A 20,214-nucleotide genomic window follows, 5' to 3' on the forward strand; every position below is an offset into this window, starting at 1 on the left:
AGTCGATCAATAGGTTTATCAAAAATTAATTTTGAGAGAGTCAATTAAAGAGGCGCTTTTTACGTATCGCACTATGCATCGTCGCATCAGGCTTAGTTAAACCCTAACTGCGAGGGTCAAAGCAGAGGTCTAAGTTCCCGCGCTGCATCAAATAAAACGGGCAGTAAATCTCTCACCATGGCGGCTGGCGACACGCGGCTTTGCGAGGTCACCACATTGAGTGCGGCAACTGTTTGGCCTTGTGCGTTGCGCAAGGGCACAGCCAAGGCGTGGACACCGATTTCATGGGTTTGACTGGCCAGGCAAAAGTCGTCTTTTCTAATTTGTTTGATCAGCGCGCGAAAGGCTGCTGGTTCGGTGACAGTGCCGGGCGTTAAGCGCGACAGATGTCGCCCTTGCATCCAAGTTCTGAACACTTGCACAGGTTGGGCAGCCAGCAACACTTGTCCGGTCGACGTGGCATGCGCGGGTAGGCGTGCGCCTAGGTGTAAGCCGTAGGCAATGACACGCCCGGCACCACTGGGATTGGTGTGTTTGTCGTTGCCGCTGCGTGCGACTATGACGACCTCGTCAGCATCTAGCACCACAGCCGAGAAAGATTCTTGTACCTGTATTGCCAACCGGTTCAAGGTGGGTTGAATAGCGCGTGGAATGCGCGATGAGGCAAGGTAGCTGCCAGAAAAGCGCAATACTTTGCTAGACAACCAGAAATAACTGCCGTCGGTTTCTAAGTAACCTAGATGCGCCAAGGTCAGCAAATGGCGGCGTGCAGCGGCGCGGGTAATACCTGCTCTGTCAGCCGCCAGTGTTGCGTTCAGGCGTTGTCTTTCAGTGTCAAAACTTTCTAACACCGCCATGCCCTTGGCCATGCCTTCTATGAAATCTGCTTTGGCAATCGTCATGGCTTGGCTTTCAATTTTTTGTATTTAATGCAGGATAAATGCGCGATGAATGCACAGATTGTGCGATTGTCGCGCAATTAATAGTGGCTTGATTCCGCACTAACAGTACTTAGTCATACGCTAGACTTTTTTATCAAAGATACTTTTATGCGAACACAAGTAGCCATTGTTGGCGGCGGTCCCGCCGGTTTGCTATTGGGGCAATTGCTGCACAAGGCTGGAATAGACGCCGTCATCATAGAGCGCCAAACACCAGACTATGTTTTGAGCCGCATACGCGCTGGCGTGTTGGAACAAGTCAGCATGGACTTGCTCGACGAGGCCGGCGTTGGCGTGCGCATGCATCAAGAAGGCTTGCGGCACACTGGCTTTGAAATGCTTTATGCCGGGGCGCGGCACCGAGTCGATTTAAACCATTTGACGGGCGGCAAAAGCGTGATGGTTTACGGGCAAACCGAATTGACGCGCGACTTAATGGACGCCCGCACCAAAGCTGGTTTGCCCACGGTGTATGCGGCCAGTGATGTAGCGGTCCATGACTACGACAGCAAAAATCCCCGTGTGACCTACCGCAAAGACGGTAAAACGCACGAAATAAGCTGCGACTTTATTGCCGGCTGTGATGGCTTTCACGGCGTCTGCCGTGCCAGCATTCCACGCAGCGCCATCACCGAGTTTGAAAAGGTTTATCCGTTCGGTTGGTTGGGCATGCTCTCTGACACACCACCGGTTCACGACGAGCTAATTTACGTCAACAGCGCACGCGGTTTTGCTTTGTGTTCGCAGCGCAGCCAAACCCGCAGTCGCTATTATTTGCAAGTACCCATGACCGATAAAGTAGAGGCTTGGAGCGATGCTGCGTTTTGGCAAGAGCTGCGCCTGCGTTTAGATCAACAAGGCCAAGAGCAATTGGTGACTGGCCCATCGATCGAAAAAAGCATCGCGCCGCTGCGCAGCTTTGTGACTGAGCCGATGCGTTTTGGTCGGCTATTTTTAGCCGGAGACGCAGCGCACATCGTGCCGCCCACAGGTGCTAAAGGTTTAAACCTTGCCGCAACTGATGTGAAATATTTGTCGACTGCTTTGATTGAGTATTACCAAGAAAAGTCAGCTGCCGGAATAGATGATTACTCGGTACGCTGCCTCAAAAGGGTTTGGAAAGGTGAGCGCTTTGCTTGGTGGTTTACCCAATTAATGCACAATTTTCCAGATGCTGGCGAGATGGGCGTGCGGCTTCAAGAAGCCGAGTTGGACTACCTGATGCACTCAGAAGCCGGTGCCGAAACGCTGGCGGAAAACTATGTTGGTTTGCCGCTAGACTTTGCTTCGCATTAAGTTGAGCAGGCGAGGATAGGCGAAGGTCGGGATTGATAAATTCGGCTGTCAGGCCTATGTCTGGCCTTTATACTTTGCCCACTATGCGCCTGCCTTCTGAGAACCTGTCGTCTGAAAATTTGCTTGAGATTGCACTGGTTACCTTCACAACCGCAGGCATTGCAGCGTGGCTCGAAATTAAAGGCTTAATTGCGCAATTGCATTTCTAAAAAATTTCTGTCCTTGGGTTTTGTTTGCGAAGGCCAATTAGTCTGTGGCTACCGTGGTCTGAAAATGGGTTGTGATGGCAAAGCCATCGTTATGCCCGGTCAACGTGTCAGAGGCTTTCGCGCTCAAATCAAACACATATTTAAATTCAAAATAATCTAGCTAATTGTCTGCCTGCTTGATTAATTACTTTGCACCTGCTGCTGCAGCGACTTCTGCAAAGCGCGTGCTAACGGCTTGCATGCGTGAGCGATTTTTACCGAAATCGTAAAGACCAAAACCGGAGTGTGATTGAAAATCGATTTGCTGTTGCTGCACATCGATTAAGAAAATGACATCGTCTTTAAAACCTATGGGCGTTGAAAAAATGGTCTTGACCGTGCTGTCGTCTTCTTGCTTTATACGCGCTTCTGGAAAACTGGCTAATGTTGTTTTAAGCATGGCTAAACCTTGCGCGGCAGTGCCGACAAAGCGTAGCGGCGCTAAACCGCTACTGGTTCGTGAGTTGACGCAATTGCTCGGTAGTGAGCAGTTTAAAAGCGGGTTGATAGCCATATTGGTCGCTGTTTTTGTAGCTGTATTGTCAGCAGCGAATGCTGGCTGCGCAGTCATCATCAAAGCGCTGATAGTTGTGGTCAGTAGTACGGCGATTTTTAATGGCATTTTGCTTGCGTGTCTTTGGTGCATGGTTTAGTCCTTTAGAAAATGCGCAGTGTCATCGGTGCTGTGTCTTGCGCCTGCTTTAAAGATATTAGTCTTAAAGTGCTAGCCATGAAAAGCAACGGTTAAGCCGGCTGCCAACGACTAGGCATAAAAAATATGCTCACGTCCGCAGCATGCTATCCAGCGATTTGTCCCACGCAAAGCCGGGAAACAGTTTGTCAATGTTCGCGTTGCTAAGGCCTTGCGTGCTGCGCAGTAACTGCGCGAATACGCTGCGAAAGTCGTTGTGAATTGGTAGGTCGCGATTTTCATGCAAGTTGCCTATGCCAAGACCAGTCCAGCCGCCGTGCACTCGTCCACCGTTGACCCGATTGCCCATGATCCACATAGTATTGCCGTGGCCGTGGTCGGTGCCGCGCGTGCCGTTTTCAGCGCTGGTACGGCCGAACTCACTGGCCACCACGACCACGTCATTGGTCTGTGAAAACTCGCGCCGCAGTTGCACCAGTGTGTTGGCTAAATTGCCGAGATTGTTGGCTAGCGCACCTAACGCATTGCCTTGGTTGGCGTGTGTGTCCCAGCCACCGGCGGATAAAAAGCCCAACCGCAAGCGCCGGTCTTGGCGCATCAAAGTGTTCAAATGTTGGGCGTCTAACAACAGGCCTTGCGCGTTGCCCGCGCCATTGTTAGCCAGTTGCATTTCGCGGCTTATGTCTTTATTCATGTCATTACTGCCCATGCCACTCGTAGTCGACTCGCTCATCGCATTGCTCAAGGTCTTAGCGGTTTGCCTGCGGCTGTCAGCGCCGGCGCGAAAGGCTTTGGATATTTCATCCTGTCCGCTGTACAGGCGCATGACTGCATCCCGGGTACGCTCGTCACCGACTGCGCCCTGGCGCGTAGCGGCTTGTCCTTTTGCGACCAATTGCACCGCTGCACTGCCGGCGAGTATTTGTGGATTTGCTTCACCCACACCGACTGCTTGGGGTTTGTTTTCTGCACCTTCAATACTCTGAGCAGAGATGGCTCTGACATCTGCTGAAGTGCCGGCTAAAGAGCCCGCCAAGGTGTTCATCCAGCCGGCGGCATTACCGCTTTTTCCTGGTGTGCCAATTTCCCATTGGTGCTGCGCATCAAAGTGTGAGCGTGTGGGGTCGGGCGAACCTGTTGCTGGCAAGGCGGTCAGCACGCCTTGCCGCCACAGTGGCATGAGTGGCGCGAGAGCTGGGTGCAGGCCGAAGGTGTTGTCTAGCCGCAAAGTAGTTTGCGCTGTGCCGTCCGGCTTAGCCAGAGCAATAGACGGGCGTAACGCGTAGTAATTGGCGTCGCCATGCGGCACCAGCGCAGACAGGCCGTCGTATGCGCCGCGTAGAAAAACCACGACTAGTCGCCCCTCAGATTGACCTGGGCGCGCACTTTGTGCCCAAGCCATAGGTGCGGCCCAAGCGCTGCAAGCGGTAGCGACGCCGAGCAAAGTTTGCAGTGCCTGACGGCGGTCTATGGCTTTTGGATGGGGCTTTAAAATATTGCTCGGCATGAAGATTTCCTAGCGTAAATTTTTTGCTGTTTTAGTGCGGCACTGATGAGAATTTGGCCCAAAGAATCTAACTTTATTTGTATTGAAAGTCTGGGCTCGCCAACGCCAAGCCGGCTCGCAGCGCCGGCTTTTCTTGCGCAATCGCCGCACGCGTTGTGGCACTCAGATAGGGCTGCAAAAAGTCTAGATCGCTGACTTGCCGCGTAATGGCTAGCGCAAAATCGGCTCGCCGCGTCAGCGCCTCAGGTACTAGCCAAGTGGCCGCATCAAACTTGTAGCCGTCGGGTGTTTGCCAGTCGTGTAGTGGCTGACCGGCTTCGGATAAATAATTTTCTGTCAGGATTAAACGGCGTCTGTCCGTGCTGTCAGCCAGCTTGTCTGTGCTGCTGACGGTGGTCAGTGCGGAACACGCAAAGTCCATGGGAGTTTTGAATAATTTGTTCTCTGGATGCCAAAATTCATTGGACTCTAGCAAGGCGCGCAGCACCACCCGTATATCGCCCTGACTGTTTTGAAAGGTCTGCGCAAGCGCTGACACTAACGCAGGCGCAGGTGAGTCACTGACAAAAAACTGTGCCAAACGCAGGCTGATGCGCGCGGCTGTTTTTGGGTGCCGCGCCAGTCTGCGTATGGCTTGCTCACCTTCGCGCTCGCCGCTGTTCAAAGAGCCATCAGGATAGTACTGGCCCATCAACACTTTGCGGCCAGTGTCGTGAAGGCGCTGCGCAAAGCGAAAGCCATTCGCCTCGTTAGGCCCGACTGTCCAACCCGTCAATATGCGGGCCGTTTCGTGCACGTCGTTTTGGCTATAGCCACCGGCCACGCCTAGGGTGTGCAGTTCCATTAACTCGCGCGCATAGTTTTCGTTTAGTCCGCGCAGCCGACCTTGGCCAGCAGGCGAGCCATCGGCCACGCTTTGAAACTGGTCTAAGTAATACAGCATGGCTGGATGGCGGGCGCTGGCAAGTAATAAGTCCTCAAACTTACCCAGCGCATGGGCGCGCGCAACGTTCACCACATAGTGGCCTATAAAGGGCCGCACCGCGCCCTTGCCTGAGTACACGTTGAGATGGTTAAACCAGAACTCTGTCATGCGTGCCAGCAGTGGGTTTTCGTCATTCGGCTGGCTACAAGCACCTAAACGCCACGCCGCCGCTTTTTGTACCATGCTGCGGTTGAAATAAAGTGGGTCAGCAGGTTCAGAAAAATCCATGCGCCGGTTATTGCGGTTATTGAGCAGCTCATTTGTATTGGTATTGCCAGCACTATCAGCCGTCACCGCTTTGATGGCAGCCCGCGCCTGTCGCTCGCGCTGGGCAGCGTCAAAAATGTCAGGCAGCGGTGCGTTCAAGCTGCTCAAATCACTGGCCATGAGCGGTGCGACTTGGCTCGCGGCATAAGCCAAATCTATCTGCTGAACCGTCCAAACCTTGGGGCTACTGGCCGTTTGCAAAGCGCGCACCAACTGCGGTGTGGGCCCGTAACCCACTCGGGACATGGCACGCCATTGCTCGAACAACTGAGTGGACTGGGTTTTTTCAAACGGGTTTGAGGCTTGTGCGTAAGCGTTTAACGATCCCGCAAGTCCCGGAGACATTGCGCAAACAGCGATTACCTTGAGCGCATTTCTGCGGGGCAGGGCGGCAGCGGTTGTCTGGTTTGGGTACATGTGCAGGCTCTTTGGGTTTTGGTGAGTTTATGTCTCAACGAAACACACGGCTAATTCAGCTACATGCATACCCTTGCTTTACGCAGTTTTACAGCCAGCTTTATGTGCCGTTAAGGTAAGGATCTAAAACAAAGAAAATCTTTAGGTGTTGTCGACATTCTCGTTTGCAGACTTCCACACGTTCAGATTGAATTTATCCATCGCGGCGTCATTGTTTACGCCTCCGTGCGTGCGGCTATCGCTTTTTCCCGTGTTGTGCCGGGCTTGTTTTCCTTGCCATCGGGATTGGTTACCTCGTGGTGTTTGTCATGTGCGCAAGCTTTTAAATAGATGTTTGTTTAAGGGCTTTAGTTTTAACAACAACGCGTTATCAAAATCGACGCGTAATCAACGTATAGCAACACCAAAAATGTTGCGCTCTCGATGCCTAACCACAGGCGCACCACGTACACACGATGCGATTGCTTCTGTCTTTCAAAGCTCGTCTGTACCGTACCAAGAGGGTTGTGTGAAAACCTCACCTCATGCTTGTGATTAATGGAAGGGAGGATCTTTTTCTCTTAATAAGATGCGGGGTTCAAACTTCTTTGCTGCCAGCCTAATGTGTTTTTATTTGTCGATGGTTGCTCGAAAGCAACTGGTGGCAAGTCACACCTTTTAAATGTCGACTTTTGAGTCGTTGATGATTTTTACTACGACATCAGTTGTGTAAACGAGGATCGTAAACTTAAGTAAGTGCATGCCCATGCACTAACTTAAGCTATGTCAAATAGATATTCGACAACAGGCCACAGTGCTGGCTTTAGGCGTACACCCACCATCACTCAAGGGGTTCAAACTTTTTTGTGCGCTGCGATTGAACTGGTTAAATTAAGCTAAAAGTATTAAAATAAGTTTTCCTTGTTTTGGTGACGGATATAGCCTTTTTCATCACACTACAAATGAAAGCATTGTTTATTTGAGTCCTTGAGCTATGAATACCCATGCTTTTTTAATATGACGGTATTTATTAGTGATGGTTATTTTTTATTATTAAGCTAACGAATGTGCAGGTAGTTTTCATTTGCAATATTGTCAATATAGCTGTGTCCTATTTACATTTTTTTGAACTGAACTAGCTAAGACCAGATAGCTGTTTTACTACCGATTAATTTTTTTATCGAATATATTTTCTATTAACTTTAGCGTCTAAAGGTTTTATTTATTTTTGTTTATCGATTGCATATCTTTCATTGTTAAGCCGAAAAGCATTGGTAATAATTGCGCTAGGAATTTACGTAAATTGTTTAAAATTTAGAGTGTTGTCTAGTTTTTTCTGATTAAAAATAATGCAATTTTTTCAAAATACTTTCAAAAAAATTCGTTGCTGCATATTTTCATGAATTAATTTAAATTTCCCAGTTATTTTTTTATTGAATTCGTATTGTTTTAAGTTGAAATACTTTAAAAGATTGTGAATAGAAGGTACCTCATATTCATTGATTCAATTTAGGCTTAAAAAAAACAATTTTTTAGGTTGAAATGATAAAAAATAGTAATTTAAATTAGTTAAAAATTAAAATTTGTTCGAATTATTTGTAGCATGCAATCAATTATTTATTTAAAAAATCACTTTGAAGATTTATATGTCGTTGATTCAGTCTGAAAAGTTACTTTTCCCACACTTTAGTTTTTTTCCAAATGTAAGCGCTGATGTCGTTTTAAATGCTTTTCGTGTTGATTCGAAATTTATCAATAAGGAATCACAACACCCTCAAGAGGTGCTTCTTAAGCAACGCAAATTAAAATCTGGTGAGTCCTTATTTAATTCTGGTGACAAACTTGACTGCATTTATATTGTCAAAAGCGGAACGTTTAAGACATTAATCTCAATACCAGATGGACGATTTCAGATAGTTGGTTTTCATATGTCTGGAGAACTATTAGGCCTCAGTGGTATAGCCAACAGGTTGCATGTTGGTAGCTGTGTCGCGTTGGAGAAATCTGTTGCTTATGAACTCCCTTGGCAATTTACTGATATATCCACGCGTAGTTCACTGATTAGTCTGGATAATATATGTCGCTTACTAAGTCTTCAAATCATTAACGACTATAAGTTAATGTTGTTATTAGGAGTCATGAATTCTGAGGAGCGTTTAATAATATTTTTGTTAAATTTGTCTGAACGTTTATTATTTAATGGTTTTTCGGCATCTGATATAAACCTTAGTATGTCCAGGGCCGAAATAGGTGAATACCTCGGCATAAAGGTAGTAAATGTGAGTCGAATTTTTGGTGTGCTTACCAAAAGAGGTCTTATTGAAGTTAGCGGTAGACGAGTTCGAATAATTGATATTACTAAACTATTTGAAGCGGCTTATTCTGAAGTAGAATAATTTTATATATTTCAATTAATTAAAAAATTTATCTTATTAAATTATTTAATAAGTGCTAATTTATAATTTATTTTATTTTTAGTAAATTATATTAATGTGCAACTTAAATTTAATATCAAATAATTTCATATTAGTAGTTTATTGAGTCGCATTGAAAAAAATAGTTTTATGTGGTGATGTTTGCGCAGAACTTATTCTGGTCTTATAAGAAAATATAAAACGATAGGTTGACAAAAAAGCTATGGCGACTTCAAAGAAAAATAATCTCTCTAGAAGTGTCTTTGACTCAAGCTTTGAATCGCAAGTCGTCTAAATTATCAAACGAGTATTCAAGTCTGAATTGTTGTGAACATTAGTAAAGGCGTGATCTTAGGTACCACTGCGCTCAAGCGTTGGCTCGCTCATATGTGGCTGGAACAGTCAGGGCAAAGCGATATTGCGAAGCCTTTGACACTAGAGTACTAACGAATACGGTCGCTCGAAAATGAGACCCGCCATTTGCGTGGCCATGTTGGTATCTTAAAAAACGTTTGCCTTCTTGGCCTTAGAAATCAAATGAATTAAAGCTCATTTGAGACTTAAAGAGAAAGGCCATCTCCATCAGTCAAGCCCGTCGTGTTCTCGATTCAAGCTGCTCTGACAGCTACAGCCCCGCCAATTGAGTCTTAGTAGTGCTAAAAATTAGCGCGGCAAGCTTGGCATTAAAACGTCATCTTTGCGGCCACTGGTTACACCTAAAGTGGTGGTGCTCTGTGTTCAGCATTGCCGTGCCAAATTTTGGCTAGCCGCTGCTGCAAGCGCTGCCAACTAAACAGTGGGCATTTAAAACGATGAACATTTGCATTTAAAACCGGACAACGCTCTTGAGCTTTACTCACGAGTTTTAATCGATAAATATAAAATTCATCGGTTTGCCCGAGAAGATTTGGCAAGCGCAGTTGTCTGCTTGACCCGCTTTAAACATGCTTGATAAGTCGATTTACAGGACTATTTGATATCAACTTATATGTAATAAGCGATGCAAAAGCACAATCCAAAGGTATTAGCCAAAGGTGTTAATTGGCTTAGTTGGGCGGTTGATAAAAATGTTCAGACACTGTAAGTTTTTTTAAGTTGATGGGCCTATGTTTTTGGCATAACTAGGTAAATAAGTTCTTGTTTTTCAAGACCTTATTTACGAATCAACGACTTATGTGAATTTGGTGGAAGCGGTGAGATTCGAACTCACGGAGGACTCGCATCCTCGGCAGTTTTCAAGACTGCTGCATTCAACCGCTCTGCCACGCTTCCAAGCCTCATAGTCTAACCGCAGAGCTGGCCGGAGTTGGGCTGGCATGAAAAAAAATAACTGACTATGAGGAATTGCTCAGATTAAGCCGCAACCGATACTGGTTTTACTCGAATTAAGGTGAACCAGACCAGTGTTAAGGCGGTTAAAGCGCAGGCCGTGATACCGATCAGCATGGGTCTGGCTGTGCCGTCTACAAACTGGCCGACTATGCCCATGACTATTGCGCCTATGACGAATTGTGCGGTTCCCATCATGGCCGATGCGGTGCCGGCAATCTTGCCGTGGGAGTCTAGCGCCAGTACTGCGGTGGTGGGAATGACTAGGCCTAAAAATCCAAAACCAATAAACAACATTCCCAGCATCAGGCTGAGCTGATCAAAACCCATTAGGTTTAGTACCAACGTAGCGCTCATCATGAGCGTAAAACCGCTAACGGCGAACTGCACAATACGGCTTTGGCCAAAGCGCTTACCCAAGTAAGCCGTGAGTTGTGCCGTGCCTATAAAAGATGCTGCGTTGACTGAAAACGCAATGCTGTATTGGCGCGGTGTCAAACCATAGTGGTTGATCATCACGAAAGATGAGTTAGCTAAATAGACAAAAAAGCCGGAAAGACTAAAGGCGCCGATCAATACTAATCCCATGAAGTGGGTGTCGCTTAGCAGCAAGCGGTAGGATTTCAGGGCGCTGCCTACGCTGCTGCCAATTCGTTTGGCGGGTGGGCGTGTTTCGGGTAGTTTTGTGGCGACCAAGGTCAAGCCCAGTGCTGCGGCCAAAGTAACGGCCCAAAAAACGCTGCGCCAGCCTGACAGTTCAATCAGCAAGCTGCCGACCAGTGGCGCGAGTATCGGTGAGACGCTAAACACCAGCATGAGTAGCGACATCAAGCGCGCTGCGTCATGGCCGGTATGCAAGTCGCGCACGATGGCGCGCGGAATCACCATGCCAGCGCTGGCGCCTAGGCCTTGGATGAAACGCAGAACTACTAATGATTCAATATTCGGTGCCAAGGCGCAGCCAATGCTGCCTAAGCCAAACAACGTCAGACCAAAATAAAGCGGAATTTTGCGACCAAACATGTCCGATAGCGGACCGTATACCAACTGGCCTATGCCCAATGAGATGAAAAAAGCCATCAGGCTTAGTTGCACCGCGCCCATCGAAGTATTTAGGCTCTGACCTATGGAGGGCAGGGCGGGCAGGTACATGTCTACTGCAAACGGGCCAATCGCCGAGAGCAGACCCAGCACTAGGGCGTTTTTAAAAAAGGAGGCGTTCATGGGGTCTGGATAGCAATCGAAAATTCGCAAAATCGCGAAATGGGTGAAGCAGCTAAGCCGGACTTGCCGCTAGGGCTTGATTAATGCTATGTGTACTTAGCATCTTGCGCTAGGAGTGCCAGCTTCAACTGCTGTAACTGACCGGATATTGTATGTGCGCGTAGCTTTTTTGGCATGCGCTTTAACTTTGACCTTGGGCTATGAACGCGACCTTAGTCATTTGTTATTACGTCTGCAACATGCCCTTGCGCTCAATAAAGGCCACTACCTCGTCCAATCCAGCTAGGGTTTTAAGGTTGGTCATCACAAACGGTTTGAGTCCATTCGGGCCGCCTCGCATGCGCACGGTGTCAGATCGCATCACTTCCAAATCTGCGCCCACATAGGGTGCTAAGTCGGTTTTATTGATGACAAATAAATCGCTTTTAGTAATGCCCGGTCCGCCTTTGCGCGGTATTTTTTCACCCGCAGCGACGTCAATCACATAGATAGTTAAGTCACTCAATTCTGGGCTGAAAGTGGCGGCTAAATTATCGCCACCGGACTCAATGAAAACCACGTCGGCATTTGGAAAATCCACCAACATGCGGTCTATGGCTTCCAAATTGATAGAGGCGTCTTCGCGGATTGCGGTATGCGGACAGCCGCCGGTCTCAACGCCCATGATGCGCTCTGCGTCCAAGGCGCCGCTAACCGTCAAAATGCGCTGGTCTTCCTTGGTGTAGATGTCGTTGGTGATGGCCACTAAGTCATATTTTTGATTCATCGCTTTGCACAGCATCTCTAACAAAGTCGTTTTCCCCGAGCCCACTGGTCCGCCTATGCCGACTCTGAGTGGCGGGAGTTTTTTGCTGCGGTTGGCGATGTGGTGAAGTGTCATGATCTAAACAGTCTTGAGTATTGGGTTTCGTGTTGTGACGACAAAATCGCCAGCATGGGTGAGAAAGTTTGGCGCTGCTCATCGCGCATGCTGATGGCGGTTTGCACCGCCGGTGGAATGGCCGCGGCTAGGCGACTGAGTATTCTTTGTCCAGCGCTTTGGCCTAGCGGTATAGATTTAATCGCCGCTTGGGTCATGTTTTCTGCCCAACCGAAAGCGTAGCTTAGCAAGCAGTCGCTTAGCCCTGCTTGGGTTTTTGAGGCGGCCAATGCAAAGGCAATCGGGTAGGTAGGCGCTAAGCTGGCACAAAAAGAAATTTGCGCTGCATCTGCATCCTCGTGATTGCGCAGCCACTCCAATAATGAGCGGCCCATTTGCTCGCTTTGCGCGCGTAGCTCGCTGGTTTCTCGGGTTTGTAGCAGCCAGTCATTTAATTGGCGCAGGCGCGGCTGGCCTTGCTCTTTGGCTTGCCGCCAAGCGGGAATGGCTTGTGCGATCACTGGCAGCTCGCAACGCGTTAGCGTTAGGCCTAGCTGGTCTTGCAGCCAATTGGCAGCGCTCGCTTCACCGTCAACTCGGCCTGAATCCACCGCCATTTCAAAACCTTCTGAATAGGCAAAGCCGCCTACCGGCAGGGCCGGTGATGCCAGCCACATGAGTTGTAGCAAGCTGGCGGCTGGCAATGATTCAGCGGCGGGCACAGCTTAATGCGGCTTGTGTTTGTGAATTTGAATCGCGACTGGCTTGATCTGCGCGTGATCGTCATGGCCGTGATTGCAATCCGGTCCATGCACGTGTGGCGCGGCTTTGACGGGCTCAGTGACTGGCGCAGCGGCAGCTGGCGCGTGATCGTCATGGCCGTGGTTGCAGTTTGGTCCATGCACATGTGGTGCTGGTTTGGCCGCTGCATGTGCTGAATGGGATGCGTGCGATGCGTGGGAGTTGGCCTCTTGGCTGTAAGCGCCGGCTTCTGGCTCGAACGCTTCACTCACTTCGTTGACGATTAAATGCATGGCTTGGAGCATCTCGGCCAGCACATGGTCGACCTCGATTTTGAGGTGATCGGCTTTCAGCTCAATCGCCACATGCCGGTTGCCCAAATGGTAGGCGGCGCGCATCAAATCCAAGCTTGAGCCGTGCTCGCTGCAATGCGTGATGCGCAGCACGGTTTGGGCTGCGGCAATTACTTTGACCATGGAGCCGTCCTCGGCCAGCATCACATCGCCGCCGCGCACGACAGTGCCGCGCGGTAAAAATACGCCAAGCTGCCGGCCTGTGGAATCGGTCGCATCAAAGCGGCTTTTTTGGCGCACATCCCAATCGAGTTCTACCGTGCTGGCGCGTTTGACCAACACTGGCGCTAGACCTTTGCCTTGGGCGATGATTTTTGAGACTTGGAGCATGGGTATGTAAAAAAGAAGTGCAGGCTAAAAAGAAATTCAAAACAGAAAGTAGCGCTGCGCCATAGGCAGGCTGGTGGCGGGCTCGCAAGTGAGCAATTGGCCGTCGGCGCGCACTGCGTAGGTTTGCGCGTCTATCTCCATTTTGGGCAAATAAGCATTGTGAACCATGTGCTGTTTACGCACGTTGCGCACGTTCTTTATGGCGCTCAAGGTTTTTTGCAGACCATAATTTTGCGCAATGCCAGCGTCAAGTGAGGCTTGCGAGACAAAGCTTAACGAGCCCTTGGTAAGTGCTGCGCCAAAGCTGCCAAACATAGGCCGGTAATGCACTGGCTGCGGCGTAGGGATGGATGCATTCGGGTCGCCCATGGCGGCTAGTGCGATGAAACCGCCTTTTAAAATCAGTGACGGTTTGACGCCAAAAAATGCCGGGCGCCAGATCACCAAATCGGCCCATTTACCGACTGCAATGGAGCCGACCTCGTGCGAGATTCCGTGGGCTATTGCCGGGTTGATGGTGTATTTGCTGATGTAGCGCTTGATGCGGAAATTGTCGTGGCGCTCGCTGTCGCCTTCGAGTTTGCCGCGCTGCTGTTTCATTTTGTGCGCAGTCTGCCAGCAACGGATGATGACTTCACCGACCCGGCCCATGGCTTGGCTGTCAGAGCTAATCATGCTGATAGCGCCCATGTCATGCAGAACGTCTTCGGCGGCAATGGTTTCTTTGCGAATACGGCTTTCGGCAAAGGCTAAATCCTCAGCTATTGAGGCATCAAGGTGGTGGCACACCATGAGCATGTCTACATGCTCGTCAAGCGTGTTGACGGTGTAAGGCATGGTCGGGTTGGTCGATGAAGGCAGAAAGTTTTCTTCGCCAACCACACGCAAAATATCCGGTGCATGACCGCCGCCTGCACCCTCGGTATGAAAAGCGCACAGCGTGCGGCCCTGGGTGGCGGCAATAGTATTTTCTACAAAGCCGGATTCGTTCAAGGTGTCACTGTGAATCGCCACTTGTATGTCGGCCTCGTCAGCCACGTCTAGGCAGTTGCTAATCGCCGCCGGTGTCGTGCCCCAGTCTTCGTGAAGTTTTAGGCCAATCGCGCCGGCTTGAATTTGCTCGTGCAGCGGTGCGGGCTCACTAGCGTTGCCTTTGCCCATAAAGCCCAAGTTCATGGCAAAGCCTTCGGCCGATTGCAGCATGCGTTCTATATTCCACGGCCCCGGCGTGCAAGTCGTTGCAAAGGTGCCGGTGGCAGGACCAGTGCCGCCGCCTAGCATGGTGGTCACGCCAGAAGTTAGGGCTTCTTCAATTTGCTGCGGGCAGATGAAGTGAATGTGGCAGTCAATGCCGCCGGCGGTCACCAGCATGCCTTCGCAGCTAATGATCTCTGTGCCGGGGCCAATAATGATGTCTACACCCGGCTGCACATCTGGATTGCCGGCTTTGCCGATGGCGGCGATGCGGCCATCTTTAAGACCAATGTCGGCTTTGACTATGCCCCAGTGGTCAACGATTAAGGCATTCGTCAGCATCGTATCGACGGCGCCTTGAGCCCGAGTTTTTTGCGATTGGGCCATGCCGTCGCGTATGGTTTTGCCACCGCCGAATTTAACTTCTTCGCCGTAGCTGCCGGCGCGTAATGTGTAGTCGGCCTCAACTTCTAAGAGTAAATCGGTATCTGTTAGCCGCAGTCTGTCGCCCACTGTCGGGCCAAACATTTCAGCGTACGCGCGTCGGTTTTGGGTTGCCATTAGTTGGCCTTTTCTGCGGTTGTGTCTAGCGTATCCAGTGGGCCGTTGACCAAGCCGCGAAAGCCAAAGACTTCGCGCGTTCCGGCGTAATCAACCAGTTCTATGCTGCGCTGCTGGCCGGGCTCAAAACGCACGGCCATGCCAGAGGCGATGTTTAAACGCATGCCGCGCGCAGCTGCGCGCTCAAAGCTAAGGGCGGCGTTGGTTTCTGCAAAATGGTAGTGAGAGCCGACCTGTATCGGCCGGTCCGAGGTATTGAGCACGACGACTTTTATTGTGCGCCTACCGGTGTTCAGGGCATGGTCTGGCCCGTCGGTAATTAGCTCGCCCGGAATCATGATGTCTGCGTCTTTATGCCCGCTTGAATGGCGCGGTAAGTGGGTGTGCAGCCAGGGTTGTCAAAGTGCGCAAAAGGATTAAAAAATCGCATGTTTGAGTCCAGGTTTAAATAATCGGTTGGTGCACGGTGACCAGTTTGGTGCCATCGGCAAAGGTGGCTTCGACTTGAATGTCTGGAATCATTTCTGCAATGCCGTCCATGACATCGGCGCGGCTTAAAATTTTGCGGCCTTCGCTCATCAGTTCGGCCACACTTTTGCCGTCGCGCGCACCTTCCATGACGGCGGCGCTAATCATGGCCACCGCTTCTGGGTAGTTGAGCTTGAGGCCACGAGCGCGCCGGCGTTCAGCGAGAAGGCTGGCGGTAAAAATCAGTAGCTTGTCTTTTTCTCTGGGGGTTAATTCCATAGGTGTTTTCGGTGGTGTTAGGTCGCTTGTTGAGGTGCTTGACTTGGCGTTTTCAATGTAATGCAGTTGGCAAGAACAATGCCACTGGACTGAGCTGATTTGCACCCCTATGGTGCTGCATTCGCACTTGAGTGATTTAAAGACATTAAATTTGTCAGCAAAGCGATGCGTCTAGCGACATACCGATGCGAAGGGTGTACGGCGTAGAGATATCTAATGCGTATGGATTTCTTTTACACGCAACTGCTTGAGAAGCCCTAGACGGCGCATTCTCCGGCACACTGCGCGGGTATGCCCTGACGCTCAAAAGCTATTGAACAGGTACAATCTGGCCTTCGGTAACGCAAATGCTTTTTTCATCGACGCCTCTCCAGCAGTGGTATCAGTCTCAAACGCGGCGTAAACCAGAGCCCAAACCCTCTAGTGCAGAGCCTAAACTCCCAGTCCTGAACTAATTGAGTAAACAGCTTGTCCACGGTTCTCTCAGCACCCACACAGTGCTGGCCCCTAACGCACTGACTTGTTTTACAGACAGCACCTCCCCCAACGGTGCCTACTGAAGGCTCAACCCATCTTTATTCCCTGCAAGGGATGATTGAGTGGGTTAAACCGAATCCCGTTGGCCTGCTAGCAGGTTGTTTACTTTCTTTTTGTTATCACGGTTCCCGACTGAGGACAGCCAAAATTGGCGACTCGGCACAGATTTTTATGAATATTGCGCAACAACAAACCCGCCTTTTAGTGGGAAAATACCAAGTCTCTTCTCTGGCCAAGCCACAAGGCGAAGGTCGCTTCGAGGCATCCGTTTCCATACGCTCCGGCAAGGGCAGTGCAACGCATGATCGCGTTTTACGCTTTAGTCATATTTTTGACAGCGCCGGCGCTGCATTACATTACGCTACCGAGCATGCACTTGGCTGGATTCAGGAACGCTCTGCACCCGCTCACGCTTGATCTGGCGTTTTGCCAGAGCAAAGCTCAACCGAACAACAGTTTTTTAGATATCTAGGAGTTTTCACCATGGCTAAAGAAGAATTGATTGAAATGCACGGACTGGTCGATGAAGTCTTACCTGACTCACGCTTTCGTGTGACGTTAGATAACGGCCACAAGCTGGTCGCTTACACCTCGGGCAAGATGCGTAAAAACCATATTCGCATACTCGCTGGCGATCAAGTCTCGTTAGAGTTGTCCCCGTATGACCTGAGCAAAGGCCGTATCACTTTCCGCCATATTGCCGGACGTGGACCGGGACCGGCTCAGCGCAATTCGCACTAAGCTAAACCGCTAGTTGCAACGCAAAAAAGGCCTGCCCGCACTTTCAATAGTGCGGGCAGGCCTTTGTCACGTCTGTACTAGCCAGCTTTGCTAGGGCTTGGATACAGGTTTGTCTGGTTTGTCGCGTTGAGTGCATGCTCGCCGCGGGTTAAAAGTTGAGCTAAAAAATCCTCGAAATTTGCTGTATTTTTTGCCCCAGTAATTGCGTTTTTGGCGGTGTTCACTGACTGCATTAATTTAATTTTATCTTCCGCTGACTTGACGCCGTTATTGATAATGGGCATGGCCGTTAGGCAAAAAATATCTATAAAAGATTGTTTAACCAGTTGCAAGCATTGATCGGGTGAAAGCTTAGCTTGCTGCGCGGATTGTTTGACCTGCGCCAGTAGCATGCAAAGTTTGTCTGGGATGTTTCCTGGCGCTTTATACATGAGTTCAAGTATTGGCTTGGGTTGGGTGCTTTTTTTGAACAGGCTGGTCTGACGTCCACTGACCTCGTTGTAAAGCGCTTTTATGTAAGTGCCACCTTGCTGCTCAATAAATTTGACCCAAATTTTGCGGTTGTCACCGTTACGAAAAAACGTTTTCAAGTCAGCTTGAGGGACTGCAATCGACGCTAGCTCCTTCGTTATGGCGTTGTTAACGTCCGCAATGGGATGAGGGCGAGTTAAATGTTTGCTTTCGGTGCCGAGGGAAATAGAAGAAAAATCGAGTTGAGTGACCGGGCTGGAACTGTGGCTGGAACTGGAACTGGCGCGGGAACTGATGTTTTGATGTTTGCTCTCGCCCGTAGCGCTAACTGTCTCTGGTGTTATGTGAAATTGAACTGGCGCATCTAAATGAGTTGACGTGCTGACATTGCTACTTTGGCTCGTTTGGCTAGGCGTTGGCGTCTGGCTGACCCTGTAACAACTTAGTGCTCTAGTCAATCCCACCGCAAAGCGCGAGGCAAGGCTGCTGACGTTGCTGCCAAATGAGCGCGCGCGTACGCTACAAGCCGCGCCAAACTGGCTCAATTTTTGAGACACGCGGTTATTAAAACTTTGTTGGCTGGGCGCGTGACTGGGTCTATTTGATCCTGCTGATGGTGGGGTTTGCATATAAGTCCTTTAGTGTTGATTAAAGCGGTTAAACAAGCAGTCGCGCACTGCGATATTTACTGTTTGCTTACGACTTACGTAACCCCCACGGCCTTAAGAATCCCAAAGTAATTAATTTAGCTGTTTTTTTGCAGTTGACTGACGTCATCAAAAAAACTATCTGAATAATGAAATGACCGGTATTTGCTTACATTTACCTCTGGTTTTCAAGCGCTATACCTAAGGTGATGAGGCTTACAGACATAATCGCGTGACCAATTTTTCGGCAGCTGCGCCCAAAGACTGTCGCGCAGTTCAGATCAAGCCAGAACTGGCGAACTCACAAGCCAGCGGCAATTGAAGGTCGTTGAAGATTGATTCCAACTGACCGGACTCTAAGGACTCTTGATGACCCTGCAAAACCAGACGCCCGAAGCTAAACCCCACGCTTCTGAGCCAGTCCCATCAGGCCAGCCGCCGAGTCGGCGCAGCGCTATCACCGGCACGGTGGTGGCCTTGCTGCTGTTGCTCGGGCTGAGCGGATTAACTTGGTATTTGCTTAAACCTGATGCCACGCCTGCCGCCGCTGGCGGCTTTAGAGGCGCACCCGCCAGTACGGTTGGCGTTGCCACTGCCGAACTCGCGAGTATTCCAATAGTTATAGATGCGCTGGGCACCGTCACACCGCAGGCCAGTGTCAAGGTCAGACCGCAAGTTTCGGGCACCTTGACGAAAATCTTGTTCCAAGAAGGCCAGATGGTTAAAGCTGGCCAGCTGCTAGCGACCATAGACCCGCGCCAATTTGAGTTGGCCTTAATGCAAGCTAGCGGCCAACGCCAACGCGATCAAGCCCAGCTTGACAGCGCCAAAGTAACCCTCAAGCGCTTTACCACCTTGCTAGCCCAAGACTCGATTGCGCGCCAAGAAACCGACACCCAAGCGGCGCTGGTCAAACAACTTGAAGGAACGGTGGCCATAGATATGGCTGCGGAAGGGTTGGCAAAACTCAATCTTGACTACACCCGTGTCGTCGCCCCCGTCAGCGGCAGAGTGGGTCTGCGTTTGGTTGATGTGGGTAATTTGGTCAGCAGCAGTGATACCAACGGATTAGTTTTAATCACTCAACTCAGTCCAATTAGCGTGGTGTTTTCTGTGCCGCAAGACCGGGTCGCTGAGTTGCAGCAAAACATCAGTGCCAAGCAGCGCATGTCGGCCAGTGCTTTAGACCGCAGCCGCGCCACTGTATTGGAAGTCGGTAGCTTCGCCACGCTAGACAACCAAGTTGATGTCACCACAGGAACCGTCAAAGCCAAGGCCTTGTTTGCAAATGACAAGCAAGCTTTGTTTCCGAATCAGTTTGTCAATATCAAGCTTTTGGTCAGCACTTTGACCGATGCGGTAGTGGTGCCGGTGACTGCGCTGCGTCAGGGCGCAAATGGTGATTTTGTTTATGTACTTAATGCGGAGAGTCGAACCGTCTCGATCAGACCGGTTAAACGCGGTCAAGCCACGGTTGAGAAAATTGCGATTACCGAAGGCTTAAAGGCCGGCGAGCGCGTGATTACCGAAGGTGCTGACCGCCTCAAGGAAGGCGCACGCGTAGTTTTGCCCGGTGATGCACCACGAACTGGTGGCGCCGGTGCGGGCGGTGATAAATCCAAGCGCGCTAATCGCGATAAAGCAAGTGCCAACCCGGCCAGTGCACCAGTTGGTACGGCTGATGGCTACGCTGATACTGCCTCAGCCCCAGGGCGCAAGCGTCCAGCGTCCCAAGCCGCTGGATCATGATGCGGATTTTTTTGCCTGAGGGCTG

General features: G+C 50.0%; 18 protein-coding genes, 1 tRNA gene and 1 pseudogene. 7 read left to right on the plus strand and 13 right to left on the minus strand.

Going from position 1 to position 20,214, the window contains the following annotated elements:
• Window positions 1–116: 116 nt before the first annotated feature.
• Window positions 117–902 carry an IclR family transcriptional regulator domain-containing protein gene (locus tag HC248_RS03445; protein WP_168921284.1) on the minus strand — a complete coding sequence of 262 codons (786 nt, stop codon included), beginning with the start codon at window positions 900–902 and terminating at the stop codon, window positions 117–119.
• A gap of 147 nt (window positions 903–1,049) precedes the next feature.
• Between HC248_RS03445 and pobA the strand changes: the two genes are divergently transcribed.
• The 3 genes and pseudogenes from pobA to HC248_RS17595 form a co-directional block, all read left to right on the plus strand.
• Complete coding sequence (pobA, locus tag HC248_RS03450; RefSeq protein ID WP_168921285.1) at window positions 1,050–2,237, plus strand: 4-hydroxybenzoate 3-monooxygenase; 1,188 nt, start codon at window positions 1,050–1,052, stop codon at window positions 2,235–2,237.
• Between the two features lie 56 nt (window positions 2,238–2,293).
• A complete protein-coding gene (locus HC248_RS03455; protein WP_168920678.1) occupies window positions 2,294–2,446 on the plus strand; it encodes a hypothetical protein in 153 nt (50 codons plus the stop codon).
• A gap of 7 nt (window positions 2,447–2,453) precedes the next feature.
• Window positions 2,454–2,564, plus strand: a pseudogene (locus HC248_RS17595) (aromatic ring-hydroxylating dioxygenase subunit alpha); the annotation flags it as partial.
• A gap of 66 nt (window positions 2,565–2,630) precedes the next feature.
• Here the strand turns inward: HC248_RS17595 and HC248_RS03465 are convergent.
• The 3 genes from HC248_RS03465 to HC248_RS03475 all read right to left on the minus strand — a co-directional run bounded on the left by HC248_RS03465 (window position 2,631) and on the right by HC248_RS03475 (window position 6,313).
• Window positions 2,631–3,131 carry a DUF1499 domain-containing protein gene (locus HC248_RS03465; RefSeq protein WP_168921286.1) on the minus strand — a complete coding sequence of 167 codons (501 nt, stop codon included), beginning with the start codon at window positions 3,129–3,131 and terminating at the stop codon, window positions 2,631–2,633.
• 136 nt (window positions 3,132–3,267) lie between these two features.
• Entirely contained in the window at window positions 3,268–4,644 is a 1,377-nt protein-coding gene (locus HC248_RS03470) for a DUF1501 domain-containing protein (RefSeq protein ID WP_168921287.1), read from the minus strand.
• Window positions 4,645–4,717: 73 nt separating this feature from the next.
• Window positions 4,718–6,313: a DUF1800 domain-containing protein gene (locus tag HC248_RS03475; protein ID WP_168921288.1), complete on the minus strand. Its 1,596-nt coding sequence runs from the start codon at window positions 6,311–6,313 to the stop codon at window positions 4,718–4,720.
• A gap of 1,613 nt (window positions 6,314–7,926) precedes the next feature.
• Here HC248_RS03475 and HC248_RS03480 point away from each other — a divergent pair.
• Entirely contained in the window at window positions 7,927–8,688 is a 762-nt protein-coding gene (locus tag HC248_RS03480; RefSeq protein ID WP_168921289.1) for a cyclic nucleotide-binding domain-containing protein, read from the plus strand.
• Window positions 8,689–9,888: 1,200 nt separating this feature from the next.
• On the opposite strand, the gene HC248_RS03485 is transcribed toward HC248_RS03480, so the two are convergent.
• The 8 genes from HC248_RS03485 to HC248_RS03520 form a co-directional block, all read right to left on the minus strand.
• A tRNA-Ser gene (locus tag HC248_RS03485) sits at window positions 9,889–9,978 on the minus strand.
• A gap of 81 nt (window positions 9,979–10,059) precedes the next feature.
• Window positions 10,060–11,259, minus strand: coding sequence for a multidrug effflux MFS transporter (locus tag HC248_RS03490; protein ID WP_168921290.1), 1,200 nt, complete (start codon window positions 11,257–11,259; stop codon window positions 10,060–10,062).
• Between the two features lie 226 nt (window positions 11,260–11,485).
• Complete coding sequence (gene ureG / locus HC248_RS03495; RefSeq protein ID WP_202882413.1) at window positions 11,486–12,139, minus strand: urease accessory protein UreG; 654 nt, start codon at window positions 12,137–12,139, stop codon at window positions 11,486–11,488.
• Window positions 12,136–12,795, minus strand: coding sequence for an urease accessory protein UreF (locus tag HC248_RS03500; protein WP_168923646.1), 660 nt, complete (start codon window positions 12,793–12,795; stop codon window positions 12,136–12,138). The genes ureG and HC248_RS03500 overlap by 4 nt, the downstream gene beginning before the upstream one ends.
• A 48-nt stretch (window positions 12,796–12,843) precedes the next feature.
• Entirely contained in the window at window positions 12,844–13,542 is a 699-nt protein-coding gene (gene ureE, locus HC248_RS03505; RefSeq protein ID WP_168921291.1) for an urease accessory protein UreE, read from the minus strand.
• A gap of 36 nt (window positions 13,543–13,578) precedes the next feature.
• Window positions 13,579–15,297: an urease subunit alpha gene (ureC, locus tag HC248_RS03510; protein ID WP_168921292.1), complete on the minus strand. Its 1,719-nt coding sequence runs from the start codon at window positions 15,295–15,297 to the stop codon at window positions 13,579–13,581.
• The gene (locus HC248_RS03515; RefSeq protein WP_168921293.1) at window positions 15,297–15,635 is read right to left on the minus strand and encodes an urease subunit beta; all 339 of its coding nucleotides are present in this window, start codon (window positions 15,633–15,635) and stop codon (window positions 15,297–15,299) included. Before HC248_RS03515 ends, ureC begins: the two co-directional genes overlap by 1 nt.
• A gap of 106 nt (window positions 15,636–15,741) precedes the next feature.
• Entirely contained in the window at window positions 15,742–16,044 is a 303-nt protein-coding gene (locus HC248_RS03520) for an urease subunit gamma (RefSeq protein ID WP_168921294.1), read from the minus strand.
• 708 nt (window positions 16,045–16,752) lie between these two features.
• On the opposite strand from HC248_RS03520, the gene HC248_RS03525 reads away from it, so the two are divergent.
• Complete coding sequence (locus HC248_RS03525) at window positions 16,753–16,998, plus strand: hypothetical protein (protein ID WP_168921295.1); 246 nt, start codon at window positions 16,753–16,755, stop codon at window positions 16,996–16,998.
• Window positions 16,999–17,064: 66 nt separating this feature from the next.
• The gene (gene infA, locus HC248_RS03530) at window positions 17,065–17,322 is read left to right on the plus strand and encodes a translation initiation factor IF-1 (protein WP_168921296.1); all 258 of its coding nucleotides are present in this window, start codon (window positions 17,065–17,067) and stop codon (window positions 17,320–17,322) included.
• A 77-nt stretch (window positions 17,323–17,399) separates the two neighbouring features.
• Here the strand turns inward: infA and HC248_RS03535 are convergent, their stop codons facing one another.
• The gene (locus HC248_RS03535) at window positions 17,400–18,422 is read right to left on the minus strand and encodes a hypothetical protein (protein ID WP_168921297.1); all 1,023 of its coding nucleotides are present in this window, start codon (window positions 18,420–18,422) and stop codon (window positions 17,400–17,402) included.
• 387 nt (window positions 18,423–18,809) lie between these two features.
• Between HC248_RS03535 and HC248_RS03540 the strand changes: the two genes are divergently transcribed.
• Window positions 18,810–20,189, plus strand: a complete 1,380-nt coding sequence (locus tag HC248_RS03540; RefSeq protein ID WP_168921298.1) for an efflux RND transporter periplasmic adaptor subunit — start codon at window positions 18,810–18,812, stop codon at window positions 20,187–20,189.
• Window positions 20,190–20,214 lie beyond the last annotated feature (25 nt).

It is taken from the genome of Polaromonas vacuolata (assembly GCF_012584515.1).
GTDB lineage: Bacteria > Pseudomonadota > Gammaproteobacteria > Burkholderiales > Burkholderiaceae_C > Polaromonas > Polaromonas vacuolata.

Bases quoted from the DNA above. Each gene is read 5' to 3' on its own strand.
- infA (WP_168921296.1), top strand. From the start codon at position 17,065: ATGGCTAAAGAAGAATTGATTGAAATGCACGGACTGGTCGATGAAGTC.
- HC248_RS03470 (WP_168921287.1), bottom strand. From the start codon at position 4,644: ATGCCGAGCAATATTTTAAAGCCCCATCCAAAAGCCATAGACCGCCGT.
- HC248_RS03525 (WP_168921295.1), top strand. From the start codon at position 16,753: ATGAATATTGCGCAACAACAAACCCGCCTTTTAGTGGGAAAATACCAA.
- ureE (WP_168921291.1), bottom strand. From the start codon at position 13,542: ATGCTCCAAGTCTCAAAAATCATCGCCCAAGGCAAAGGTCTAGCGCCA.
- HC248_RS03455 (WP_168920678.1), top strand. From the start codon at position 2,294: ATGTCTGGCCTTTATACTTTGCCCACTATGCGCCTGCCTTCTGAGAAC.
- pobA (WP_168921285.1), top strand. From the start codon at position 1,050: ATGCGAACACAAGTAGCCATTGTTGGCGGCGGTCCCGCCGGTTTGCTA.
- HC248_RS03445 (WP_168921284.1), bottom strand. From the start codon at position 902: ATGACGATTGCCAAAGCAGATTTCATAGAAGGCATGGCCAAGGGCATG.
- HC248_RS03520 (WP_168921294.1), bottom strand. From the start codon at position 16,044: ATGGAATTAACCCCCAGAGAAAAAGACAAGCTACTGATTTTTACCGCC.
- ureC (WP_168921292.1), bottom strand. From the start codon at position 15,297: ATGGCAACCCAAAACCGACGCGCGTACGCTGAAATGTTTGGCCCGACA.
- HC248_RS03540 (WP_168921298.1), top strand. From the start codon at position 18,810: ATGACCCTGCAAAACCAGACGCCCGAAGCTAAACCCCACGCTTCTGAG.
- HC248_RS03475 (WP_168921288.1), bottom strand. From the start codon at position 6,313: ATGTACCCAAACCAGACAACCGCTGCCGCCCTGCCCCGCAGAAATGCG.
- HC248_RS03500 (WP_168923646.1), bottom strand. From the start codon at position 12,795: ATGTGGCTGGCATCACCGGCCCTGCCGGTAGGCGGCTTTGCCTATTCA.
- HC248_RS03490 (WP_168921290.1), bottom strand. From the start codon at position 11,259: ATGAACGCCTCCTTTTTTAAAAACGCCCTAGTGCTGGGTCTGCTCTCG.
- HC248_RS03535 (WP_168921297.1), bottom strand. From the start codon at position 18,422: ATGCAAACCCCACCATCAGCAGGATCAAATAGACCCAGTCACGCGCCC.
- ureG (WP_202882413.1), bottom strand. From the start codon at position 12,139: ATGACACTTCACCACATCGCCAACCGCAGCAAAAAACTCCCGCCACTC.
- HC248_RS03515 (WP_168921293.1), bottom strand. From the start codon at position 15,635: ATGATTCCGGGCGAGCTAATTACCGACGGGCCAGACCATGCCCTGAAC.
- HC248_RS03465 (WP_168921286.1), bottom strand. From the start codon at position 3,131: ATGCACCAAAGACACGCAAGCAAAATGCCATTAAAAATCGCCGTACTA.